18 protein-coding genes are annotated in these 19,152 nt (G+C 70.6%); 10 read left to right on the forward strand and 8 right to left on the reverse strand.

Translation table 11 applies throughout. The features are described 5' to 3' along the window. Positions 1-5: 5 nt before the first annotated feature. Positions 6-302 carry an MGMT family protein gene (locus tag H7K45_RS16165; RefSeq protein WP_263996802.1) on the reverse strand — a complete coding sequence of 99 codons (297 nt, stop codon included), beginning with the start codon at positions 300-302 and terminating at the stop codon, positions 6-8. Positions 303-305: 3 nt separating this feature from the next. Further along, on the reverse strand, positions 306-1,088 hold the full coding sequence (locus H7K45_RS16170; protein ID WP_308206409.1) for an alpha/beta fold hydrolase: 783 nt from the start codon (positions 1,086-1,088) through the stop codon (positions 306-308). Positions 1,089-1,151: 63 nt separating this feature from the next. Between H7K45_RS16170 and H7K45_RS16175 the strand changes: the two genes are divergently transcribed. Both H7K45_RS16175 and H7K45_RS16180 read left to right on the forward strand, forming a co-directional pair. After that, positions 1,152-4,277: an ATP-dependent helicase gene (locus H7K45_RS16175; protein ID WP_263996804.1), complete on the forward strand. Its 3,126-nt coding sequence runs from the start codon at positions 1,152-1,154 to the stop codon at positions 4,275-4,277. Continuing rightward, positions 4,274-7,567, forward strand: coding sequence for an ATP-dependent helicase (locus tag H7K45_RS16180; protein WP_263996805.1), 3,294 nt, complete (start codon positions 4,274-4,276; stop codon positions 7,565-7,567). Before H7K45_RS16175 ends, H7K45_RS16180 begins: the two co-directional genes overlap by 4 nt. On the opposite strand, the gene H7K45_RS16185 is transcribed toward H7K45_RS16180, so the two are convergent. Further along, the gene (locus H7K45_RS16185) at positions 7,539-7,940 is read right to left on the reverse strand and encodes a DoxX family protein (RefSeq protein ID WP_263996806.1); all 402 of its coding nucleotides are present in this window, start codon (positions 7,938-7,940) and stop codon (positions 7,539-7,541) included. The two genes, H7K45_RS16180 and H7K45_RS16185, sit on opposite strands and share 29 nt — an antisense overlap. 45 nt (positions 7,941-7,985) lie before the next feature. Between H7K45_RS16185 and H7K45_RS16190 the strand changes: the two genes are divergently transcribed. Together H7K45_RS16190 and nudC are read left to right on the forward strand one after the other, a co-directional pair. Then, complete coding sequence (locus H7K45_RS16190) at positions 7,986-9,065, forward strand: potassium channel family protein (RefSeq protein ID WP_263996807.1); 1,080 nt, start codon at positions 7,986-7,988, stop codon at positions 9,063-9,065. Then, entirely contained in the window at positions 9,062-10,024 is a 963-nt protein-coding gene (nudC, locus tag H7K45_RS16195) for an NAD(+) diphosphatase (protein WP_263996808.1), read from the forward strand. The genes H7K45_RS16190 and nudC overlap by 4 nt, the downstream gene beginning before the upstream one ends. A 1-nt stretch (position 10,025) precedes the next feature. Here nudC and mrx1 read toward each other — a convergent pair whose 3' ends face one another. Further along, positions 10,026-10,277, reverse strand: a complete 252-nt coding sequence (gene mrx1 / locus H7K45_RS16200) for a mycoredoxin Mrx1 (protein ID WP_263996809.1) — start codon at positions 10,275-10,277, stop codon at positions 10,026-10,028. Positions 10,278-10,370: 93 nt separating this feature from the next. Between mrx1 and H7K45_RS16205 the strand changes: the two genes are divergently transcribed. From H7K45_RS16205 to H7K45_RS16215, 3 genes are all read left to right on the forward strand, one after another. Beyond that, positions 10,371-12,503: an ATP-dependent DNA helicase UvrD2 gene (locus tag H7K45_RS16205; protein WP_263996811.1), complete on the forward strand. Its 2,133-nt coding sequence runs from the start codon at positions 10,371-10,373 to the stop codon at positions 12,501-12,503. Between the two features lie 100 nt (positions 12,504-12,603). Continuing rightward, positions 12,604-12,786 (forward strand): hypothetical protein, encoded by a 183-nt coding sequence (locus H7K45_RS16210; protein WP_263996812.1) that lies wholly within the window; start codon positions 12,604-12,606, stop codon positions 12,784-12,786. 145 nt (positions 12,787-12,931) lie between these two features. After that, positions 12,932-13,222, forward strand: a complete 291-nt coding sequence (locus tag H7K45_RS16215; protein ID WP_263996813.1) for a WhiB family transcriptional regulator — start codon at positions 12,932-12,934, stop codon at positions 13,220-13,222. A gap of 37 nt (positions 13,223-13,259) precedes the next feature. On the opposite strand, the gene H7K45_RS16220 is transcribed toward H7K45_RS16215, so the two are convergent. Both H7K45_RS16220 and mrf read right to left on the reverse strand, forming a co-directional pair. Beyond that, a complete protein-coding gene (locus H7K45_RS16220; RefSeq protein WP_263996814.1) occupies positions 13,260-14,603 on the reverse strand; it encodes a macrolide-binding ATPase MABP-1 in 1,344 nt (447 codons plus the stop codon). Positions 14,604-14,642: 39 nt separating this feature from the next. After that, entirely contained in the window at positions 14,643-15,842 is a 1,200-nt protein-coding gene (mrf, locus tag H7K45_RS16225) for a ribosome hibernation factor-recruiting GTPase MRF (protein ID WP_263996815.1), read from the reverse strand. A gap of 96 nt (positions 15,843-15,938) precedes the next feature. Here mrf and rpmB point away from each other — a divergent pair, with 96 nt between their 5' ends. The 3 genes from rpmB to H7K45_RS16240 are packed head-to-tail and all read left to right on the forward strand — an operon-like array spanning position 15,939 to position 16,907. Then, positions 15,939-16,178: a 50S ribosomal protein L28 gene (gene rpmB, locus H7K45_RS16230; protein WP_263996816.1), complete on the forward strand. Its 240-nt coding sequence runs from the start codon at positions 15,939-15,941 to the stop codon at positions 16,176-16,178. Next, positions 16,175-16,519: a hypothetical protein gene (locus tag H7K45_RS16235; protein ID WP_263996817.1), complete on the forward strand. Its 345-nt coding sequence runs from the start codon at positions 16,175-16,177 to the stop codon at positions 16,517-16,519. Before rpmB ends, H7K45_RS16235 begins: the two co-directional genes overlap by 4 nt. Then, positions 16,500-16,907, forward strand: a complete 408-nt coding sequence (locus H7K45_RS16240; protein WP_263996818.1) for a hypothetical protein — start codon at positions 16,500-16,502, stop codon at positions 16,905-16,907. Before H7K45_RS16235 ends, H7K45_RS16240 begins: the two co-directional genes overlap by 20 nt. Here H7K45_RS16240 and H7K45_RS16245 read toward each other — a convergent pair. Together H7K45_RS16245 and H7K45_RS16250 are read right to left on the reverse strand one after the other, a co-directional pair. Next, positions 16,886-17,728 (reverse strand): cyclodehydratase, encoded by an 843-nt coding sequence (locus tag H7K45_RS16245; RefSeq protein WP_263996819.1) that lies wholly within the window; start codon positions 17,726-17,728, stop codon positions 16,886-16,888. The two genes, H7K45_RS16240 and H7K45_RS16245, sit on opposite strands and share 22 nt — an antisense overlap. A gap of 35 nt (positions 17,729-17,763) precedes the next feature. Then, positions 17,764-19,137 carry a zinc-dependent metalloprotease gene (locus H7K45_RS16250; RefSeq protein ID WP_263996820.1) on the reverse strand — a complete coding sequence of 458 codons (1,374 nt, stop codon included), beginning with the start codon at positions 19,135-19,137 and terminating at the stop codon, positions 17,764-17,766. Positions 19,138-19,152 lie beyond the last annotated feature (15 nt).

The raw sequence follows: 19,152 nt of genomic DNA on the forward strand, positions 1-19,152 counted from the left end.
ACGCGTCAGAATTCGTGCCGCACCTCGTTCAGCGCAATGCGGCCGTCGTCGGCGAGAACGCCTTCGGCTCTGAGGTTTTCGAGTTGGCGGGTGGCCAAGTGCGGTGCCGGCCGGCCCGACGCTCTGATCACCCGGTGCCAGGGCAGATCCGAGGAATCGGTCCGCATGATCCAGGCGACGATGCGCGGGCTGGGAAGCCCTGCGGCGTCGGCGATGTCGCCGTAGGTCGAGACCTTGCCCGCGGGAATCGAGGCCACCAGCGCGCGGACGGTCTCGACCTGCTCGTCGGTGATGGCGGCCATCGATCAGCCCACGAGGTCGCGGATCAGGCGGGCCGTCTCGGCGGGTCTGGCGAGCGGCACCATGTGGTCGCAGTCGACGTCGAGGAGGGTGAAGTCGGGGCCCAGCGCGGCACGCAGGGTCCCCACCAGTTCGTCGGTGACGTAGGGGGGTTGGGTTCTCGCGGCCCGCACGACCGTCGTCGGCGTGCCCGGCCTCGGCACGGCGATCGGTCGGGCCAGCTCGCTCCAGTAGGACATCACCGCCGGAAGGCCGATGCGCCAGCCGACCCGGCCGCTGGGCAAGGTGACGAGGTGTTCGTCGAGTTCGCGCTCCAACTCCGTCGCGTCGACCTCACCCCAGGACCCCGAGGTCTTGTCGGCGCGCGCCTCGTCCCGGTCGGCGAAGTCCGGGGATTGCAGCATGGCGTCGGCGATCTCGCGCATCCAGTCGCCGTCGAGGCCCACGGCGGGGTCGAGCAGGATCAGACCGGCGACGAGGTCGGGGCGGGTCGCGGCGAGCGTGAGGGCGACGGCCCCGCCGAAGGAGTGCGCGACGACCCAGACCGGCGCGTCGGCCTCGGCGTCCAGCAGCCCGGCCAGCGCGGCGACGTTGGCCTCGATGGTCCACGGCGCGGCCCACGACGACCGGCCGTGACCCAGCAGGTCGGGGGCAAGGATCGGGTACTCGGCGAGGTGCCCCGAGGCGAGGGTCTCCCAGCGCTGGCCGTGCCCGGTCAACCCGTGCAGGGCCAGGATCCGGGGTGGTTGGTGGGGGCCGAAGCGGCGCACGCTCAGGAGGTCGGTCACGGCGTCGATGCTGCCAGTCGCAAGGCGGGCGGTCTTGTCGTACCCCCGTGGTGACATGTCCTCATGCCCGCCCCGCACACCGCATCGCCTCTCACCGTGCTGACCGATCCGGCGCTGCGCGGCACCGTGCGGCTGGTCGGTGGCCCGGGCACCGGGAAGACCTCGCTCCTGGTCGACGCCGCCGCCTCGCGCATCGCGGCGGGACTGGCGCCGGAATCGATTCTGCTGCTCACGGGTTCGGCACGTCTGAGCGCCACGGCCAGGGCCATGGTCACCTCCGCGCTGCTGGAGAACGGTCCGTCGGCGGTGCGCGAGCCGATGGTGCGCACCGTGCACTCCTACGCCTTCGCCGTGCTGCGGCTGGCGGCCCAGCGCAACGGTGACCCGCCGCCGCGGCTGGTCACCAGCGCCGAACAGGACGGCGTCATCCGCGAACTGCTCGCCGGTGACCTCGAGGACGGCGCGGACGCCTCGGTGCGGTGGCCTCGTCATCTGCTGCCCGCGCTGGGCACCGTCGGGTTCGCCAACGAACTGCGGGATCTGCTGGCACGCTGCACCGAGCGGGGTGTGGAACCGGCTGCGCTGCAACGCCTCGGCCGCCGCGCGGCCCGCCCGGAATGGGTGGCGGCGGGTCAGTTCGCGCAGGTCTACGAGCAGGTGATGGCGTTGCGGTCCGCGGTCGGCATGGCGGCGCCGCAGGCCACGGTGCCTGCGCTGGGCGCGGCCGAGTTGGTGGGTGCGGCCCTGGAGGCCTTCGCCTCCGACCCCGACCTGCTGGCCGCCGAGCGTAGCCGGATCCGGCTGCTGCTCGTCGACGACGCCCAAAACCTCGATCCGCAGGCCGCCCTGCTGGTGCGCGTGCTGGCCGCAGGTGCCGAACTGGCCGTCGTCGCAGGCGATCCGAACGAGTCGGTGTTCGGTTACCGCGGCGCCGACCCGGCCCTGCTGGGTGGGGACGACCAGCCGAGGATCGTGCTCGGCGAGTCACACCGGTGCGCCGCCGCGGTCGCCCGCGCGGTGACGGGTGTCGCGAGCCGGCTGCCCGGCGTCGACGACGCCCGGCAGCTGACGGCGGTGGGGGACCGGCAGGGGTCGGTGAGGGTGCGGGTCGCCGCGTCCGAGCGTGCGGAGGCCGCCGTGATCGCCGACGCGCTGCGGCGGGCCCATCTCGTCGACGGCGTGCCGTGGTCGCAGATGGCCGTGGTCGTGCGGTCGATGTCCCGGGTGGGCGCCGGCCTCGCGCGGGCCCTGACGGTGGCGGGCGTCCCCGTCGCGCACCATGCGTCGACGGGCCCGCTCGCCGAACAGCCCGCCGTGGCGGCGCTGCTCGACGTCCTCGACGTCGTCTCCGGCGGTCTGGACGGCGACCGCGCCCTGGCGCTGCTGACCGGCCCGATCGGCAGGGTGGACCCGGTGTCGTTGCGGCAGTTGCGCCGCACTCTGCGGCGGGTGGACGCGGGTGACGTTCCGCGCGACTTCGCCGATCTTCTCGTCGACGCACTCGATCCTGTCCGCCCCGTCCCCGGCGACGTGCCCGACCAGTTGGCCCGGGCCCTCACACGGGTGCGCAAGGTGCTGGCCGCGGCCAGCCGAAGCCAGTCCGAGGGTCTCGACCCACGGTTCACGCTGTGGCAGGCGTGGCATCAGACCGGCCTGCAGCGGCGGTGGTTGGCGGCCACCGAGCGGGCCGGTACGGCCGGGGTTCAAGCGGGCCGTGACCTCGACGGGGTGACCGCGCTGTTCGACGTGGTCGAGCAGTACGTCACCCACACCACCGGTGCGACGCTGACCGGGTTCGTCGACCACGTGCGGTCGATGGTGCTGCCCGCCGGTGGCGAATCGAATGGCGGCGGTGACGCGGTGGCGGTGCTGTCGGCGCACGCGTCGCTGGGCCGGGAGTGGGAATTCGTCGTGGTCGCGGGTCTGCAGGAAGGCTTGTGGCCCAACGTCGTCCCGCGTGGCGGGGTACTCGGAACCCAGCAGCTCGTCGACGTCCTCGACGGGATCGCCGACGGCACGTCCACCCGGGCGCCGCTGCTGGCCGAGGAGCGCAGGCTGTTGGTCGCCGCCCTCGGCAGAGCGCGCACGCACGTCCTGGTCACCGCCGTCGACGGGGACCAGGGCGACGACGCGGCGATGCCGTCCCCGTTCGTCGCCGAACTCGCCGCCTTGGCCACCGTGCCACCCGAGGCCGACCCCGAACCGGTCCGTGCCCCCCGGGTCTTGTCCCCCGCGGCGGTGGTCGGCAGGCTGCGGGCCGTGGTGTGTGCGGCGGACGGCACCGTCACCGACGACGTCCGCGCCTGTGCAGCAGCGCAATTGGCCCGGTTGGCACACGCCGGGGTGCCCGGTGCGAACCCGGAGCAGTGGTACGCCGGCACGACGGTCTCGACCGACGAGCCGCTGTGGGACGGTGACGCGCACGTCGTCACGCTGTCCCCGTCGACGCTGCAGACACTGTCGGACTGCCCGCTGCGGTGGCTGCTCGAACGGCACGGCGGCGACGACGGCCGCGACGTCCGCTCGGCGCTCGGCACGCTGGTGCACGCGCTGGTCTCCGACGGTGAGGCGACGGAGGGCCAGATGCTGGCGCGGCTCGAATCGGTCTGGGAGGAACTGCCCTTCGACGCCGCGTGGTTCGCCGCCAACGAGTTGGAACGGCACCGGGGGATGGTGACGGCGTTCCTCGAGTGGCGGGCTCGGACCCGCCACGAACTCACCGAGGTGGGCACCGAGGTGGACGTCGAGGGTGTCGTCGCGGCCGGCGACGGTGACGAGCCGGGCGTCCGGGTGCGCGGCCGCGTCGACAGGCTGGAGCGCGACGCCGAGGGCCGACTCGTCGTCATCGACGTGAAGACCGGCAAGAGCCCGGTCAGCAAGGACGACGCTCAGCAGCACGCCCAGCTCGCGATGTATCAGCTTGCGATCGCCGAAGCTGTTCTGCCGCAGGGCGATCAGGCCGGGGGTGGCCGGCTGGTCTACCTTGGCAAGATCGGTGCCGCGGGTGCCGCCGAGCGCGAGCAGAGCCCGATGACCGGCGACGGCCAGGCGGAGTGGCGCGATCGAGTCCGGCACGCTGCCGGCGCGACGAAGGGCCCGGAGTTCGTGGCCCGGGTGAACGACGGCTGCGTGCACTGCCCGGTGCGTGCCACGTGTCCCGCGCAGGCGGCACGGGGTGGCCGCCCGTGAGCGACCTCTACTCACCGGCCGAATTGGCCGAGGCGCTCGGCATCTTCGCGCCCACCGACGAACAAGCCGCGGTCATCGCGGCACCACCGGGTCCGCTGGTGGTGATCGCGGGTGCCGGGGCCGGCAAGACCGAGACGATGGCCGCCCGCGTCGTGTGGCTGGTGGCCAACGGGTACGCCCGCCCCGGCGAGGTGCTGGGGTTGACGTTCACCCGTAAGGCCGCCGGTCAGCTGCTGCGCCGGGTCCGCACTCGGCTGGCCCGCCTGGCCGGGGCGGGTCTGGTGCCGGGCGAGCGCGCGGAGGTCGACGAGCACCCGTCGATCGGGACCTATCACGCCTTCGCGGGGACGTTGCTGCGCGAGCACGGGCTGCTGCTCCCGGTGGAGCCGTCGACCCGCCTGATCGGGGCAACGGAATTGTGGCAGTTGGCCTTTCGCGTGGTGTGCGAGCACCCCGCGCTGGACACGGAGAAGTCCCCGGCCACCGTCACCGGGATGGTGCTGAGGCTGGCCGGTCAGCTGGCCGAGCACCTCGTCGACACCGACCAGTTGCGCGACACCCACCTCGAACTGGAGCGGCTGGTGCACACCCTGCCCGCCGGACCGAGGCAGCGTGACACCGGCCCCAACCAGTCGCTGCTGAAACTCCTGACCGTGCAATCCGAGCGCACCGAGCTGGTGCCGATGATCGACGCCCTGCACCACCGGATGCGCGCGGAGAACGTGATGGACTTCGGCATGCAGATGGCCGCGGCGGCCCGGCTCGCTGCCACCTTCCCCCGGGTCGGCGAGCAGCTGCGCCAGCGGTACCGCGTGGTGCTGCTCGACGAGTATCAGGACACCGGTCACGCGCAGCGGGTCGCACTGTCGGCGTTGTTCGGCGGCGGCGTCGACGACCAGCTCGCCTTGACCGCGGTCGGGGACCCGATCCAGTCGATCTACGGCTGGCGTGGCGCGTCGGCGACCAACCTCCCGCGGTTCACCACCGACTTCTGCCTCTCCGACGGCACGCCCGCGCCGACCCTGGAGTTGCGTACCAGCTGGCGCAACCCGCCCAGTGCCCTGCACCTGGCCAATGCGGTGTCGGCGGAGGCCCGCCGCCGGTCGGTGGCCGTGCGCGAGCTGCTCCCGCGTCCCGGTGCCCAGGTTGGTACCGTCCGCTGCGCGCTGCATAACGATGTGAGCGTCGAAAGGGATTGGCTGGCAGACCAATTGGCGGAGTTCTACCACCGTGCAGTCGACACCGGCGTCGATATTCCCACCATGGCGGTGCTGGTGCGGCGCAACGCCGATGCCGCTCCCGTCGCGGACGCCTTGAGCGGGCGCGGGGTGCCGGTCGAGGTGGTCGGCCTGTCCGGTCTGTTGTCGGTGCCCGAGGTGGCCGACGTGGTCGCGATGCTGCGGCTGACCGCCGACCCCACCGCAGGCTCGGCTGCGATGCGCGTGGTCACCGGACCGCGGTGGCGTCTCGGCGCCGCCGACGTCGCGGCGCTGTGGCGGCGGGCGGTGGAACTCGACTCGGCGGCCAAGGGCACCGTGGACCGGTCCGCCCCGGCGAACATCGTCGCCTCGGCGAGCCCCGATGCCGACACCGCCTGCTTGGCCGACGCCATCTGCGATCCGGGTCGTCCCGACCGCTATTCGCCGCTGGGCTACGACCGCATCGTCGCGCTGTGCCGTGAGTTGACCGCGCTGCGGGCTCAGCTCCACCACCCGCTGCCCGACCTGATCGCCGAGATTCGCTGGATGCTCGGCGTCGACGCCGAAGTGCGGGCGGCGCAGACGGTCTCGGCCGGCTGGTGCGGTACCGAACACCTCGACGCGTTTGCCGACGTCGTCGCGGAGTTCGCGGCACGCCCCGCCGCCACGGTTGCCGGTCTGCTCGGTTTCCTCGACACCGCGATGGAGGTGGAGAACGGCCTGGCCCCGGCGGAGATCACGGTGTCCAAGGATCGGGTCCAGATCCTGACCGTGCACGCCGCGAAGGGGTTGGAATGGGAGGTCGTCGCGGTGCCGCACCTCAGTGCCCGGGTGTTCCCGTCCTCCGGGTCGGCCCGGACGTGGCTCAGCGACGCAGGCGACCTGCCTCCGCTGCTGCGCGGTGACCGCGCGTCGGTGTCCGAACACGGGGTGCCGGTACTCGACACGTCCGACGTGAACGACCGAAAGGCGTTGTCGGACAAGATTACCGCGCACCGGAAGACCTTGGACCAGCGTCGGGTCGACGAGGAACGCCGGTTGCTGTACGTGGCGCTCACCCGCGCCGAGGACACGCTGCTGCTGTCCGGTCACCACTGGGGGGCCACGGAGTCCACGCCACGCGGCCCGTCGGACTTCCTGCTGGAGATCAAGGACGTGATCGACAGGGCGGCGGAGGCGGGAAGTCCCTGCGGTGTCGTCGAGCAGTGGGCGCCCGCCCCGGCCGACGGTGAGTCGAACCCGTTGCGGGACATCGTGACCGAGCGATCCTGGCCCGTCGACCCGGCGGGTGCCGACCGCGATGTCGTCGACCGTGGCGTCGAACTCGTCACCCGGGCGATGACGGCCTCGCCAGCGGGGGCGGCCCCAGACGTGAAGGACCCCGCCGTGGCCGATCCCGACGGATGGGTCGCCGACGTCGACGCCCTGATCGCGGAGCGTGAGCTGGCGTCGGTACGGCCCGTCCCGGTGCTGCCTGCGCAGCTGTCGGTGAGCGCGCTGGTCGACGTCGGCCGCGATCCTGACGGGGCGCTGCGTCGGCTGCAGCGGCGCGTGCCGGTCCGCCCCGATCCCCACGCCCTGCTCGGCACGGCCTTCCACGACTGGGTGCAACGGTTCTTCCACGCCGAGCGGCTGTTCGACCTCGAAGACCTGCCGGGGGCCGTCGACGGTGAACTGGGCCTGGCGGCGGCCGAGCGGCTCGCCGAACTGCAGGAGGCGTTCGCCTCGTCGCCGTGGGCGTCCAGGACGCCGGTCGACGTCGAGGTGCCCTTCGACATGGTGATCGGTGGCACGGTCGTCCGGGGCCGCATCGACGCGGTGTTCGCCGACGACGACGGCGGGGTGACGGTGGTGGACTGGAAGACCGGCGATCCGCCCACAAGCGACGAGGCGTTGCAGCAGAACGCCGTTCAGCTCGCGGTCTACCGGCTGGCCTGGGCGGCGACGACGGGGGTGTCACCAGAGCGGGTAAGCGCCGCATTCCACTACGTGCGCAGCGGACGCACGGTGGTCCCCGAGGTGTTGCCCGACGCCGAATGGCTCGCGGGGTTGCTTGGGGCCGTTAGCGAGGCGCGGTGCGGTACACCTTGAGCGCCTTGGTGATCATGGGGATCTGCAGCGGCAGCCGCGCGATGGTGCCGATGCGGGCGGGCCAGCCCTTGTTCCACAGCACCCGCACGGAGTTGACGTTGGCGGGGAACACTCCCACGTAGAGCGCGACGGCGGCGAGTGCGCCGACGCGACGGGTGCGCGGCGCAATCAGGAGGGCGCCGGTGGTGACCTCGGCGACGCCGGAGGCCAAGGTGTAGAACCGCGGGGTGCCGGGCAGTTCCGCCGGCACGATGGTGTCGAAGGGCTTGGGCGCCACGAAGTGCAGCACGCCCATGCCGATGAGCGTCGCCCCCATTCGCTGGGCCGTGACCTGGCTTGCCGTGTTCTCGGATGATGCGGTGAGGGAGCTCATGGTTACATTGTGCTGTGCGGCGAGTTGGGCGGATGACGGGCCCTCGTGGCCAAGGGTAGGTTGCGGCGCCGGATGGAGGCGCTCGATCAGACGTTGACCACCCAGCCCGACCACGCGCTGGTCGGCACGTTGCGCATCCCCGAGACACCGGTGAGCCCCGCCCGCAAGATCGGGATGCGGGTGGTCTACGCGCTGCTGGCGTTGTTCGCCGCGGTGCTCATCGTCTATCTCGACCGCGACGGTTACCGCGACGTCCAAGACAACGAGCTGTCGTTCCTGGATTGCCTTTACTACGCCACGGTGTCGCTGTCGACGACGGGCTACGGCGACATCACGCCGTTCACCCCGTCGGCCCGCTTGATCAACGTGCTGGTGATCACGCCGTTGCGCGTGGCCTTCCTGATCGTGCTGATCGGTACGACCGTGGAAACCCTGACCGAAGCTTCGCGGCAGACCCTCAAGATTCAGCAATGGAGGAGAAGAGTGCGCGACCACATCGTCGTCATCGGGTACGGCACGAAGGGCAAGACCGCCGTGTCGGCCATGATCGGCGACGGCGCCAAGAGCGGTGAGATCGTCGTCGTCGACACCGATCGGGCCGCGTTGGATCGCGCCGACCGCGCCGGGCTGGTGACGGTGCACGGCGACGCCAACCGGGCCGACGTCTTGCGGCTCGCCGGGGCGCAGCACGCCAAGGCGATCGTCGTGGCCACCAACAGCGACCCGACCGCCGTCCTGGTCACCCTCACTGCGCGGGAACTCGCTCCGAACGCCAAGATCATCGCCTCGATCCGGGAGTCGGAGAACCAGCATCTGCTGCTGCAGTCCGGCGCCAATTCGGTGGTGGTGTCGTCTGAGACCGCCGGCCGGCTGCTTGGCATGGCGGCGAACACGCCGACGGTGGTGGAGCTCATCGAGGATCTGCTGACCCCCGACGCCGGCTTTGCCATCGCCGAGCGCGACGTGACCACCAAGGAGGTCGGCGGCTCTGCGCGGCACCTGCCCGACATCGTGCTCGGGGTGGTCCGCGGGGGCAGCCTGGTGCGGGTGGACGCCCCGGAGGCCGACGCCATGGAGCTCGGCGACCGATTGCTGTACATCCGCAACGCGGACGTCGACCGATGACCGGCGCGACGGGTAATGGGACCGGCCCCGGCCTCGGTGCCTTCACCCTGCGCAACGTGCCTTTGCTGTCGCGCGTCGGCGCCGACCGCGCCGACGAACTGCGCACCGACGTCGACGCCGCGGTGGCCGGATGGGGTGACGCGCTACTGCTGAAGGTCGACCGGCGAAACCAGGTGCTGATCTCCGGTGGCCAGGTGGTCCTGGGCAGTGCCGCGAAGCATTCGCCGACGCCGGACGAGCACGCGGTGTTCCTCGGTCGGATGCCCGACGGCAGGCACGTCTGGGCGGTGCGCGGCGCGCTGGACGGGCCGGAGGACCCGCACGCCGAGTCCGAGGTGCTCGACCTGCGCCGCGCGGGCGCGATCTTCGACGACGTCAGCGCGCAGTTGGTGGCCACCGCCACGGCGCTCCTGAACTGGCATGACAGCGCGCGGTTCAGCGCCGCCGACGGGTCGCCGACGAAGAGTCACAAGGCGGGGTGGGCCCGGGTCGACCCGGTCTCGGGCCGCGAGGAGTTCCCCCGGATGGACCCGGCGGTCATCTGCCTCATCCACGACGGGCACGACCGCGCGGTGTTGGCACGTCAGACCGTGTGGCCCGAGCGGCTCTTCTCGCTGATCGCGGGGTTCGTGGAGGCCGGCGAGTCCTTCGAGTCCTGCGTCGCGCGCGAGGTGGCCGAGGAGATAGGTCTGAGCGTCAGCCACGTGACCTATCTGGGAAGTCAGCCGTGGCCGTTCCCGCGGTCGCTCATGGTCGGGTTCCACGCGATCGGCGACCCGGAGCAGGAGTTCGTCTTCAGCGACGGCGAGATCGCCGAGGCGGGGTGGTTCACCCGCGCCGAGGTTCAGGAGGCGCTGGCCGACGGCGATTGGAACAGCGAGTCGGAGTCGCGGCTGCTGTTGCCGGGGTCGATCTCGATCGCACGCGAGATCATCGAAAGCTGGGCCTTCGCGGACTGACTCAGCCGGCGAGCTTGGCCTGAACTTGCTTCAGGCTGGGGTTGGTCAGCGTGGAGCCGTCGGCGAACTTCACCGTCGGAACCACGTGGTTGCCGTTGTTGACCGACCCGACGAACTCGGCGGCACTGGGCTCGGCCTCGATGTCGACTTCGGTGTAGCCGATGCCCGCCGACTTCAGGGCGGTCTTCAGTCGTGCGCAATAGCCGCACCACGTCGTCGAGTACATGGTCAGCTGCGCGTCTTTTCCAGTCATAGCGGTGTCAACGTTACCGCCGGGCCATGTCGTCCCATTCGTCGCGGGGCGTCGGAGCGGCGCGTGTCACCGGTGCCTGTCAGGATGGAGGCCATGCCGTCCCAGGCTCCCGAGGCCTCCTCCACCCTTCTCGATCGTCTGATCGAGGACCTCGACGACGAGCAACGCGAGGCGGTTCAGGCGCCGCGCGGCCCGGTCTGCGTGCTGGCCGGTGCCGGCACGGGCAAGACGCGCACCATCACCCGCCGCATCGCGTATCTGGTCGCGGCCGGTCACGTTGCGCCGGGTCAGGTGCTGGCGGTGACGTTCACCTCGCGAGCCGCTGGTGAGATGCGCGGCCGGCTGCGGTCCCTGGACGAGAAGGGTGCCGACGGTGTCGGCACGGGTGCGGTGCAGGCGATGACGTTTCACGCCGCGGCGCGGCGTCAGTTGCAGTACTTCTGGCCGCGGGTGGTCGGCGACACCGGGTGGGAGTTGCTCGACAGCAAGTTCGGCGTGGTCGCCCAGGCAGCCAACCGGGCGTCGATTCAGGCCAGCACCGACGACGTGCGCGACCTGGCCGGGGAGATCGAGTGGGCCAAGTCGTCGTTGATCAGCCCGGAGGCGTACCCGGCGGCGGTGGCCGAGGTCAGCCGTGACATTCCGCTCGACGCCGCCAAGGTCGCCAAGGTCTACGCCGGCTACGAGGCGATGAAGGCCCGTCGCGACGGCACCACCCTCCTCGACTTCGACGACCTGCTGTTGCACACCGCGGCGGCCATCGAGAACGACGCGGCCGTGGCCCAAGAGTTCCGCGACCGGTACCGCTGCTTCGTCGTCGACGAGTACCAGGACGTCACCCCGCTGCAGCAGCGGGTGCTCAACGCCTGGCTCGGCGAACGTGACGATGTGACGGTCGTCGGTGACGCCAACCAGACCATCTATTCGTTCACCGGTGCCACTCCCGGCTACTTGCTGGACTTCTCGCGCCGTTTCCCCGAGGCCGCGGTGGTGCGTCTCGAGCGCGACTACCGGTCGACGCCTCAGGTGGTGTCGCTGGCCAATCGGGTGATCTCCATGGCACGCGGCCGGATGGCGGGCAGCAAGCTGCACCTGATCGGCCAGCGTGACCCGGGGCCGACGCCGACGTTCGGCGAGTATCCCGACGAGGTCGCCGAGGCCACGGCGGTCGCGAAGTCCATCAAGAAGCTCATCCGCGAGGGCACCGCCCCGGCCGAGATCGCGGTGCTGTACCGCATCAACGCGCAATCGGAGGTCTACGAGGAGGCGCTGACCGCGGCGGGCGTGGCGTTCCAGGTTCGCGGCGGGGAGGGGTTCTTCAGCCGCCAGGAGATCCGGCAGGCGCTGGTGGCGTTGCAGCGCGCGGCCGACCGCGTCGACGCGGTGGGTGCCGACCTGCCGCCGGTGATCCGCGAGCTGCTCGAACCGCTGGGACTGACCGCGGAGGAGCCGCAGGGCGTCCGAGCGCGGGAGCGGTGGGAGGCTCTGGCGGCGTTGGTCGAACTCGTCGAAGAGGAGGTGGCGCTGCGGCCGTCGTTGGACACGCGGTCGCTGCTGGCCGAGTTGCGTCAGCGCGCCGACGCCCGGCACCCACCGGTGGTCCAGGGCGTGACGCTGGCCTCACTGCACGCGGCCAAGGGCCTGGAGTGGGACGCGGTCTTCCTGGTCGGGTTGGCCGACGGCACACTGCCCATCTCCCATGCTCTGGCGCGCGGCGCCGACAGCGAGCAGGTCGAGGAGGAGCGGCGCCTGCTCTACGTCGGAATCACAAGGGCGCGTGTGCATTTGGCGCTGAGCTGGGCACTGGCGCGCACCCCCGGGGGTCGGCAGGGTCGTCGTCCGTCGCGGTTCCTCAACGGCGTCGCCCCGCAGGCCACGTCGGACGACGGTCCGAGCAAGCCGCGGCGCCAGCGGGGCGCGACCCCCCGGTGCCGCGTCTGCAACGGGGCGTTGTCCACGTCGGCGTCGATCATGCTGCGTCGTTGCGAGACCTGTCCATCGGATGTGGACGAGGAGCTGCTGGCCCAGCTCAAGGAGTGGCGGCTCGAGACGTCCAAGGAGATGAAGGTGCCCGCCTACGTGGTGTTCACCGACAACACCCTGATCGCCATCGCCGAGACACTGCCCGCCGACGAGGCCGCACTGGTCTCGATTCCGGGCATCGGCGCTCGCAAGCTGGAGCAGTTCGGTCCGGACGTGCTCGCCTTGGTCAAGGGGCGCCGGTGACGGGCGAAAGTGCAGGTCAGAAAATCGCTTGTCCTATTCCCGGGCGAGCGTTTAGTCTCATAGACGTCTAATCCGGTCGATTCGAAGGGAGGGGAGCAGCGTGATCTACATCAACTCCGGCGTAGCCGTCGCCAACGCCGTCGTCACGTCGTCGCCCCTCGCCGTCGCTGGGCCCGCCACGCCGGCAGGGCATCCGATGGCCGCGATGCGTGGCGCCATTCCGGCGTCCAAGCGACGCGCCGCCGCCGCGACTGTCGCGTCCGTGAATCGGGGCACCACCTAGGTACCCACGAAAGCCACATGGCCACGGACCCGACATTCACCGGATCCGTGGCCAGATTGCTTTCGGGGACACCCGAACTCCTGGTCTTCAGATCCCTCAGACGTCACTGAAGATCGAATTGGACCAGGAAGAAGGTGATTTGGACATGTCATCGCAGACATGCCGCCAACGTCCGCTCCCGACAGTGCCCTGCCACCTCTACGACCCGGATCTTTGGTTCGCCGAGAGCCCGATGGAACTGGAGCAGGCCAAGGTGCTCTGCGCCGAGTGTCCCATCCGACGCCAGTGCCTGACCGAGGCGCTGGAACGTCAAGAGCCGTGGGGCGTCTGGGGCGGCGAGATCATCGACCGCGGCGCGGTGGTGGCGCGCAAGCGGCCCAGGGGTCGACCACGCAAGGACGACAAGGGCCCGGGTGCCAACCCGGCGGCCGCCTAGTCGGCGCGAGGCGTTCTGAACCCACGTATTGCTGGGGTCAGGACGCCTCGTCGGCGAAGCCCGGAATGAGCTTCAGCGCAAGCTCTTTCGTGGGCACGTGCGCGTCGAGCTGGCACGAGATCGCCACCACTGACGCGATCACGCGCATGGGGATGGCCAGGTTGGCAGGCAGGTCCATGGCCCGTGCGGTCCTGATTGCATCGGCGGAGATGTCCATGTTGGCCGCCGCCATCTTCTGCAACCACTTTCGGGTGTAGTGGAACTCGTCTACTTCCACCGGTTCGACGTACTGACGCAGCATTTCGTCGATCTCGCGGGGTGAGACCTGCTCGCCCTTGGCGCCCTTCTGGATGAAGCCGATCTTCTCCATGGTGGGCAAGAGCTTCTCGTAGTCCTTGGCCAGCGCGTAGCGCACCATGAGCCCGAGTTCGACGGGCATGCCGCCGGGCATCGGTGCGACGGCGCCGAAGTCGAGGATGCCCATCTTGTCGCCGGGCAGCAGCATGAAGTTCCCGGGGTGCGCGTCGCCGTGCATCATCTCGATGCGATTCGGGGCGTCGTAGGTCAGTTCGAACAGCCGCGTGCCCATGACGTCGCGCTGATCGGGCGTGCCGCTGCGGATGATCTGGGCCATCGGGATGCCCTCGATCCACTCCGCGACCACCACCTTGGGGGCACTGGCGACGACCGCGGGCACGACGAAGTGCGGGTGGTCGCGATATCCCTTGGCGAAGGCGCGTTGGTTGGCCGCCTCCAGCCGGTAGTCCAGTTCCATCTCGGTGCGTTCGATGAGTTCGTCGACCACGCCCTGAACGTCGGCGCCGGGGGAGAGCTGCCGAAAGACCGACACCATGCGGCGCATGGTCTTCAGGTCGGCCCGCAGGGCCTCGTCGGCGCCCGGGTACTGGATCTTGACGGCGACGTCGCGGCCGTCGGACCAGACGGCCTTGTGCACCTGGCCGATGCTCGCCGACGCGATGGGGGTGTCGTCGAAGGAGGTGAATCGGTCGCGCCACTTGGTGCCGAGTTGAGCGTCGAGCACCCGGTGCACCTTGGCTGCCGGGAGCGGCGGGGCGTCCTTCTGCAATTTGGTGAGCGCCTCGCGGTAGGGCTCGCCGAACTGCTCGGGGACGGCCGCCTCCATCACCGACAGGGCCTGACCGACCTTCATCGCCCCGCCCTTGAGTTCGCCGAGGACGGTGAAGAGCTGGTTGGCGGCCTTCTCCATCATCTCGGCGTTGACTTCGTCCTTGGACGATCCCGTCAGCCGCTTGCCGATGCCCAGAGCCGCTCGGCCCGCGATGCCGACCGGCAAGCTGGCGAGCTTGGCGTTGCGAGCTGCTCGTCCGCGCTTGATGTCTGCCACCCCACCATCATCCACGACGAAGCTGGGGGCGGGCCATCGAGCGTGGCTACGGTTTCAGGACTCCGAGGCTCGCCGGTTGCCCAGGCTGTCGTCCGCGTCGGCGTCGGTGCGGTCGTCGCAGGGATCCTGGTGCCATTCGCCAAGCGGATCGGGATAGCCAAGCCACTGCTCGGGCGCGGCCATCTCGGCGTCGGTCAGCAGCGCTGCGTGAAGGGCGGCACGGATGTCGTCGGCGTTGGCGCCGCACACCAGGACCGTCATCGAGGTGTGTCGGTCGCCGTGTTCCTCGGACCAGATGAGGCTCGCGAGCGCGCGGCGTTGTGGGTCGACGTAGGCCAGTTGGGACGGGGTCATCACGGCGAGCCAGTCGCCTGCGGAGTCCACGCGCAGGCCACCGCCAGCGGATTCCAGCCACATCGCCCGCCGTGGTTGGGTGGCCAGCCACAGCCGTCCCTTGGCGCGGATCACACCGTCGAGTAGCAGGTCGATCGCGGCATGCAGCCGTTGCGGGTGGAACGGCCGCCGGGCGGAGAACTCGACGAGTGCGACGGCGCCGTCGCCGGCAAGCGGCGGTTGACCCGCGAGCAGCGGGCCGTGTGGACCGTCGCTGCGGCCACGACGGGCGTCGGGTTCGAGGTGGGCCAGTGCCATCTCGAGGCGGTCGGTGCCGACGGTGATCCGGGCGCGCGGGGCGAGGCGCCGCAGCACGGCCAGCGTGGTGGCCTCGGGGTGGGACGGGACGAGGACGTCGGCGAACTCGGCCTGACCGACGACGACCTGGGCGACGGTCCGTCCGTCGGAGAGCTCGTCGTCGCCGAGGGCGTCGGTGAGCCAACGACGGGCGTCGACGCACGTGATCACCGCGTCGACGGCGACGTCGCGAGCGGCCGGCCCGTCGACGTAGCCGGGGCCGACCCTGACCTCGACGTGCTCGATCGCCCAGCAGATGGGTTCGGGCTCGAGCCACGGCGCCAGGCGCACCACGATGCGTGCGACGTCGTCGCGCCGGTGCAGGCGGCGAAGGAGCACCAACAGGTCGTTGCGGATGGTGCAGGCGACGCACCCGTGCGCGAGCTCGAGAGCCGCCTCGTGGGTGACCGGGGTGCCGTCCGGGGTCGTCGTCACGCGGCGTCGAACGACGTGACCGTCGAATCGGTGTGCGACCACGAGCGTTCCGGGCCGTCGCATCAGCGTGGTGGTCACGGCATCGGTGTCGCCCTGGCCGGCCACCAGCAGCACCGGGGTTCTCGACATGCTCCTCCTTGATGGAAACGATTGTCATTAGTGCCCACCGGACAGTACAGTCCGAGACGACTCTTGTCGAAAATGATTGTCAATAAGGAGGCGTACGTGTCGGCGCATTGTCAGGTCACCGGTCGCGCACCGAGTTTCGGCAACGCGGTGTCCCATTCGGGGCGTCGCACGCGCCGCCGCTGGTCGCCCAACGTGCAACGCAAGACTTACTACTTGCCGTCGGAGGGGCGCCGGATCACCCTTCGGGTCAGCGCGAAGGGCATCAAGGTCGTCGACCGCGACGGCATCGAGGCCGTGGTCGCCCGAATTCGGGCTGCCGAGAGGGCCGGGCGGTGAATCCCTTCACCGTGGTCGTGTGCACGGTCTGCACGCCCGACGGGCGTTCACCCACGCTCGAGACACTCAAGGCGGCGGTCCGCCGCTGCCCGCACGGCATGCTGGTCACCACCGACTGCCTCGTCACGCGGCACGGATGCGCCAGTCCCGGTTTGGACGCGGTCACCGTCGTGGTGCAGCCCTGTGGCGTCGACCGACGCCCCCACGGCCCGGCCCGTCGGCTCGGACCCGTTGGCCCGCAGGGTGTTCGAGCGGTGTGCCGGTGGCTGGAGGCCGGTGACTGGAACGCCCCGCTGAGCACGTGGTGGGACGCGAGAAGCCATGTCGGCAGCGATAATTGAGCCGTTCGGCTCCGGACGTCTCGACGAGATGGACGACGGGACGGTAGTACTCAGCGTCCCGCTGCGCCGCGGTGTCATCGTGATTGGTGCCGGCGGCCCGGCTGACGTGGGTCGCATCCGGGTGTCGAAGACGCGGGGGACGATCACGGTCTCCCGCCTCGACGGTCGCCCCCTGCACGTCGACGTCGTCGGCGACGGACCGTCGACGACGAGGGTGCTGGACGTGCCGGGCCCCGTGCTGACATTGCTGCGATCGCGGGGTCGGTGGACGGTGGCCAACCCTGCCATCGGCGCCGAACGACCCTGCGGCGTCAAGCGATTCGCCGACGTGGTCGGCACGTTCGCCGTCGCCAAACAGCGCAGGTGTCAGCACGCGCACAGCGGATGACGCTGCCACCGTCGGCCCGTCGTCGACCCGGTTCGTGCGTCGAACTCCAGGGTCGTGTCCAAGGTGGGCGGCGGGTCTGCGGCCTGGCTGTCGCCGCCGGACTCCCGGACGGCGGCGATGACGCGGTCCACCTGACTCAGCGCCAGCGCCGCGGTGCCCAACAACGTGGCGCGCCCGGCACTGCCGACGGCGTCGCGCAACTGGGCGGCCACCGCCGGCCATGCCGCGTCGCGGTCGCTGCGGTAGAGGTCCGCGCAGCCGAGGCAACTGGTCACCCCGGGCATCACCAGCGGCCCGACCACGCCCGTGCCGTCGCGGACGTATACCGGCAGATGCGGTATCCGGTCGCGGTGCAGCTCGCGCAGCAGATGCGGGTCGGCGACCAGGACGTCGGAGAGCACCACCAGATCCGTCGCCTCCGGAATGATCCCCGCGCGGTTGAGCCTGCTCTGGCTGACGCGCGCACCCGAACAGCGCAGCGCGCTCGTCAGCAGGTCCGAGAGCGGACCCCGACCGTGGATGCGGATTGCCACCGACCGCGTGCGCGGTGGCGTCGGCGTCGCGAGACCCCGGTCGACGAGGGAGGTGACCAGATCGGTCAGGGCGGCGACGTCGGCAATGCCCCGGTCGGTGGCAAGCGCGCACAGCTCCCGCGCACTCGCCCCGCGTTGCATTGCGCGCAACAGGTCGGCCAAGGCGGCGGCGGACATGCCGTCCGGCGGCTCGACGAGCATGGCGCGCCGCGGATCCCAGCCCACCTGCACGGCGCCGTCGGGTCTGACGAGCACCGGCATCGCCGGATTGAGCGTGTGGCTCGGCATGCGCCGACTCTGCCACGGAACCGCCCAGCGGCGATTTAGTTATCCACAGGCCCGGTGTCGGGGCCCTTGCCCTCGAAGTCCTTCTCGAGCTCGGCGATGGCCTGGTCGATTCCGCTGGTGTCGCCACCGACCACGCGGTCGATGAAACCGGCTGGCTCGTCGAGGTCGTCGGAACCCGGCAACAGGTCTGGGTGCTGCCACACCGCGTCGCGAGCGTCGGAGCCGACGGCCTGCGTCAACCGCTGCCAGAGCACCGCGGCCTCCCGCAGCTTGCGGGGTCGCAGTTCCAAACCGACCAGCGTGGCGAACGTCTGCTCGGCGGGTCCGCCGGTGGCGCGGCGACGGCGCAGCGTCTCGCTCAGCGCCACCGTGCCGGGGATGCGGTCACCCAGGGCGTCGGTCACGACGGTCTGCACCCAACCCTCGATCAGCGCGAGGAGCGTCTCGAGACGTTCCAGCGCCGCGATCTGCTCGGGCGTCGACTTCGGTTCGAAGATCCCTTGGTTGAGCAGCTGTTCCATGGCCGTCGGGTCCGACAGCGACGCGGGGTTGAAGCCCTGGGCGAAGTCCTCGATGCCGCTCATGTCGACCTTCATGCCGCGGGCGAAGGCCTCGACGGCGTTGAGCAGCTGGGCCGCGAGCCACGGCACGTGACTGAACAAGCGATGATGGGCCGCCTCCCGCGCGGCGAGGAACATCATGATCTCGCTGCGCGGCTGCTCGAGTCCCTCGGCGAGCGACTCGATGGCCTCCGGCATCAGCGCGGCCACGCCCTTGGGGCCTAGCGGTAGTCCGATGTCGGTGGAGGTCAACACTTCTCGCGACAACGTGCCAAGCGCCTGGCCGAGCTGCGACCCGAAGGCCATGCCGCCCATCTGCGTCATCATCGCCATCAGCGGGCCGGCCATCGCCCTGGCTTCCTCGGGCAAGGCCTGCGCCCACACCGTCGACATCTGCTCGGCGACCGGGTCGCACAACCGCTTCCACGTCGCCAACGTGTTGTCGACCCAGTCGCTGGGCGTCCACGCCACCGAACTGGTGGTGCCCGCGGGCAGGGGAGTGACACCGTCGAGCCAGGTGTCGGCCAACCGCACTGCGTCGGCCACGGCCGTGCTGGTCTGCTCGGGCACCGGCTTGACGAAACCGATGGAGCTGGAGGCCAGCTGCCGCGCCAGGTCGTAGTTGACCGGCCCAGCCCCCGCGCCGCCGGCCATCGAGGTGCCCGCACCGCTGAACATCTCGCCGAGCTTGGAGAAGATCTGTCCGAGGTTGTTCATGTCGAAGTCTCCGCCACCGAACCCGAACGGATTCGCTGACGACGCGGCGTTCGGGTCGTCCTTGCGGTCGTCCTTGTCGCGGTCATCTCCCTTGCCGTCAGAGGCGGAGAAGCCGAAAGGCTGGTCAGGCATGGCGTCCACGGTACT

This window comes from Mycobacterium yunnanensis (genome assembly GCF_025823185.1).
Lineage (GTDB): Bacteria > Actinomycetota > Actinomycetes > Mycobacteriales > Mycobacteriaceae > Mycobacterium > Mycobacterium yunnanensis.

What these genes read in the sequence shown, in the direction of transcription:
- H7K45_RS16165 (WP_263996802.1), bottom strand. Translation starts at nt 302, where the DNA reads ATGGCCGCCATCACCGACGAGCAGGTCGAGACCGTCCGCGCGCTGGTG.
- H7K45_RS16175 (WP_263996804.1), top strand. Translation starts at nt 1,152, where the DNA reads ATGCCCGCCCCGCACACCGCATCGCCTCTCACCGTGCTGACCGATCCG.
- H7K45_RS16185 (WP_263996806.1), bottom strand. Translation starts at nt 7,940, where the DNA reads ATGAGCTCCCTCACCGCATCATCCGAGAACACGGCAAGCCAGGTCACG.
- nudC (WP_263996808.1), top strand. Translation starts at nt 9,062, where the DNA reads ATGACCGGCGCGACGGGTAATGGGACCGGCCCCGGCCTCGGTGCCTTC.
- mrx1 (WP_263996809.1), bottom strand. Translation starts at nt 10,277, where the DNA reads ATGACTGGAAAAGACGCGCAGCTGACCATGTACTCGACGACGTGGTGC.
- H7K45_RS16205 (WP_263996811.1), top strand. Translation starts at nt 10,371, where the DNA reads ATGCCGTCCCAGGCTCCCGAGGCCTCCTCCACCCTTCTCGATCGTCTG.
- H7K45_RS16215 (WP_263996813.1), top strand. Translation starts at nt 12,932, where the DNA reads ATGTCATCGCAGACATGCCGCCAACGTCCGCTCCCGACAGTGCCCTGC.
- mrf (WP_263996815.1), bottom strand. Translation starts at nt 15,842, where the DNA reads ATGTCGAGAACCCCGGTGCTGCTGGTGGCCGGCCAGGGCGACACCGAT.
- H7K45_RS16240 (WP_263996818.1), top strand. Translation starts at nt 16,500, where the DNA reads ATGTCGGCAGCGATAATTGAGCCGTTCGGCTCCGGACGTCTCGACGAG.
- H7K45_RS16245 (WP_263996819.1), bottom strand. Translation starts at nt 17,728, where the DNA reads ATGCCGAGCCACACGCTCAATCCGGCGATGCCGGTGCTCGTCAGACCC.
- H7K45_RS16250 (WP_263996820.1), bottom strand. Translation starts at nt 19,137, where the DNA reads ATGCCTGACCAGCCTTTCGGCTTCTCCGCCTCTGACGGCAAGGGAGAT.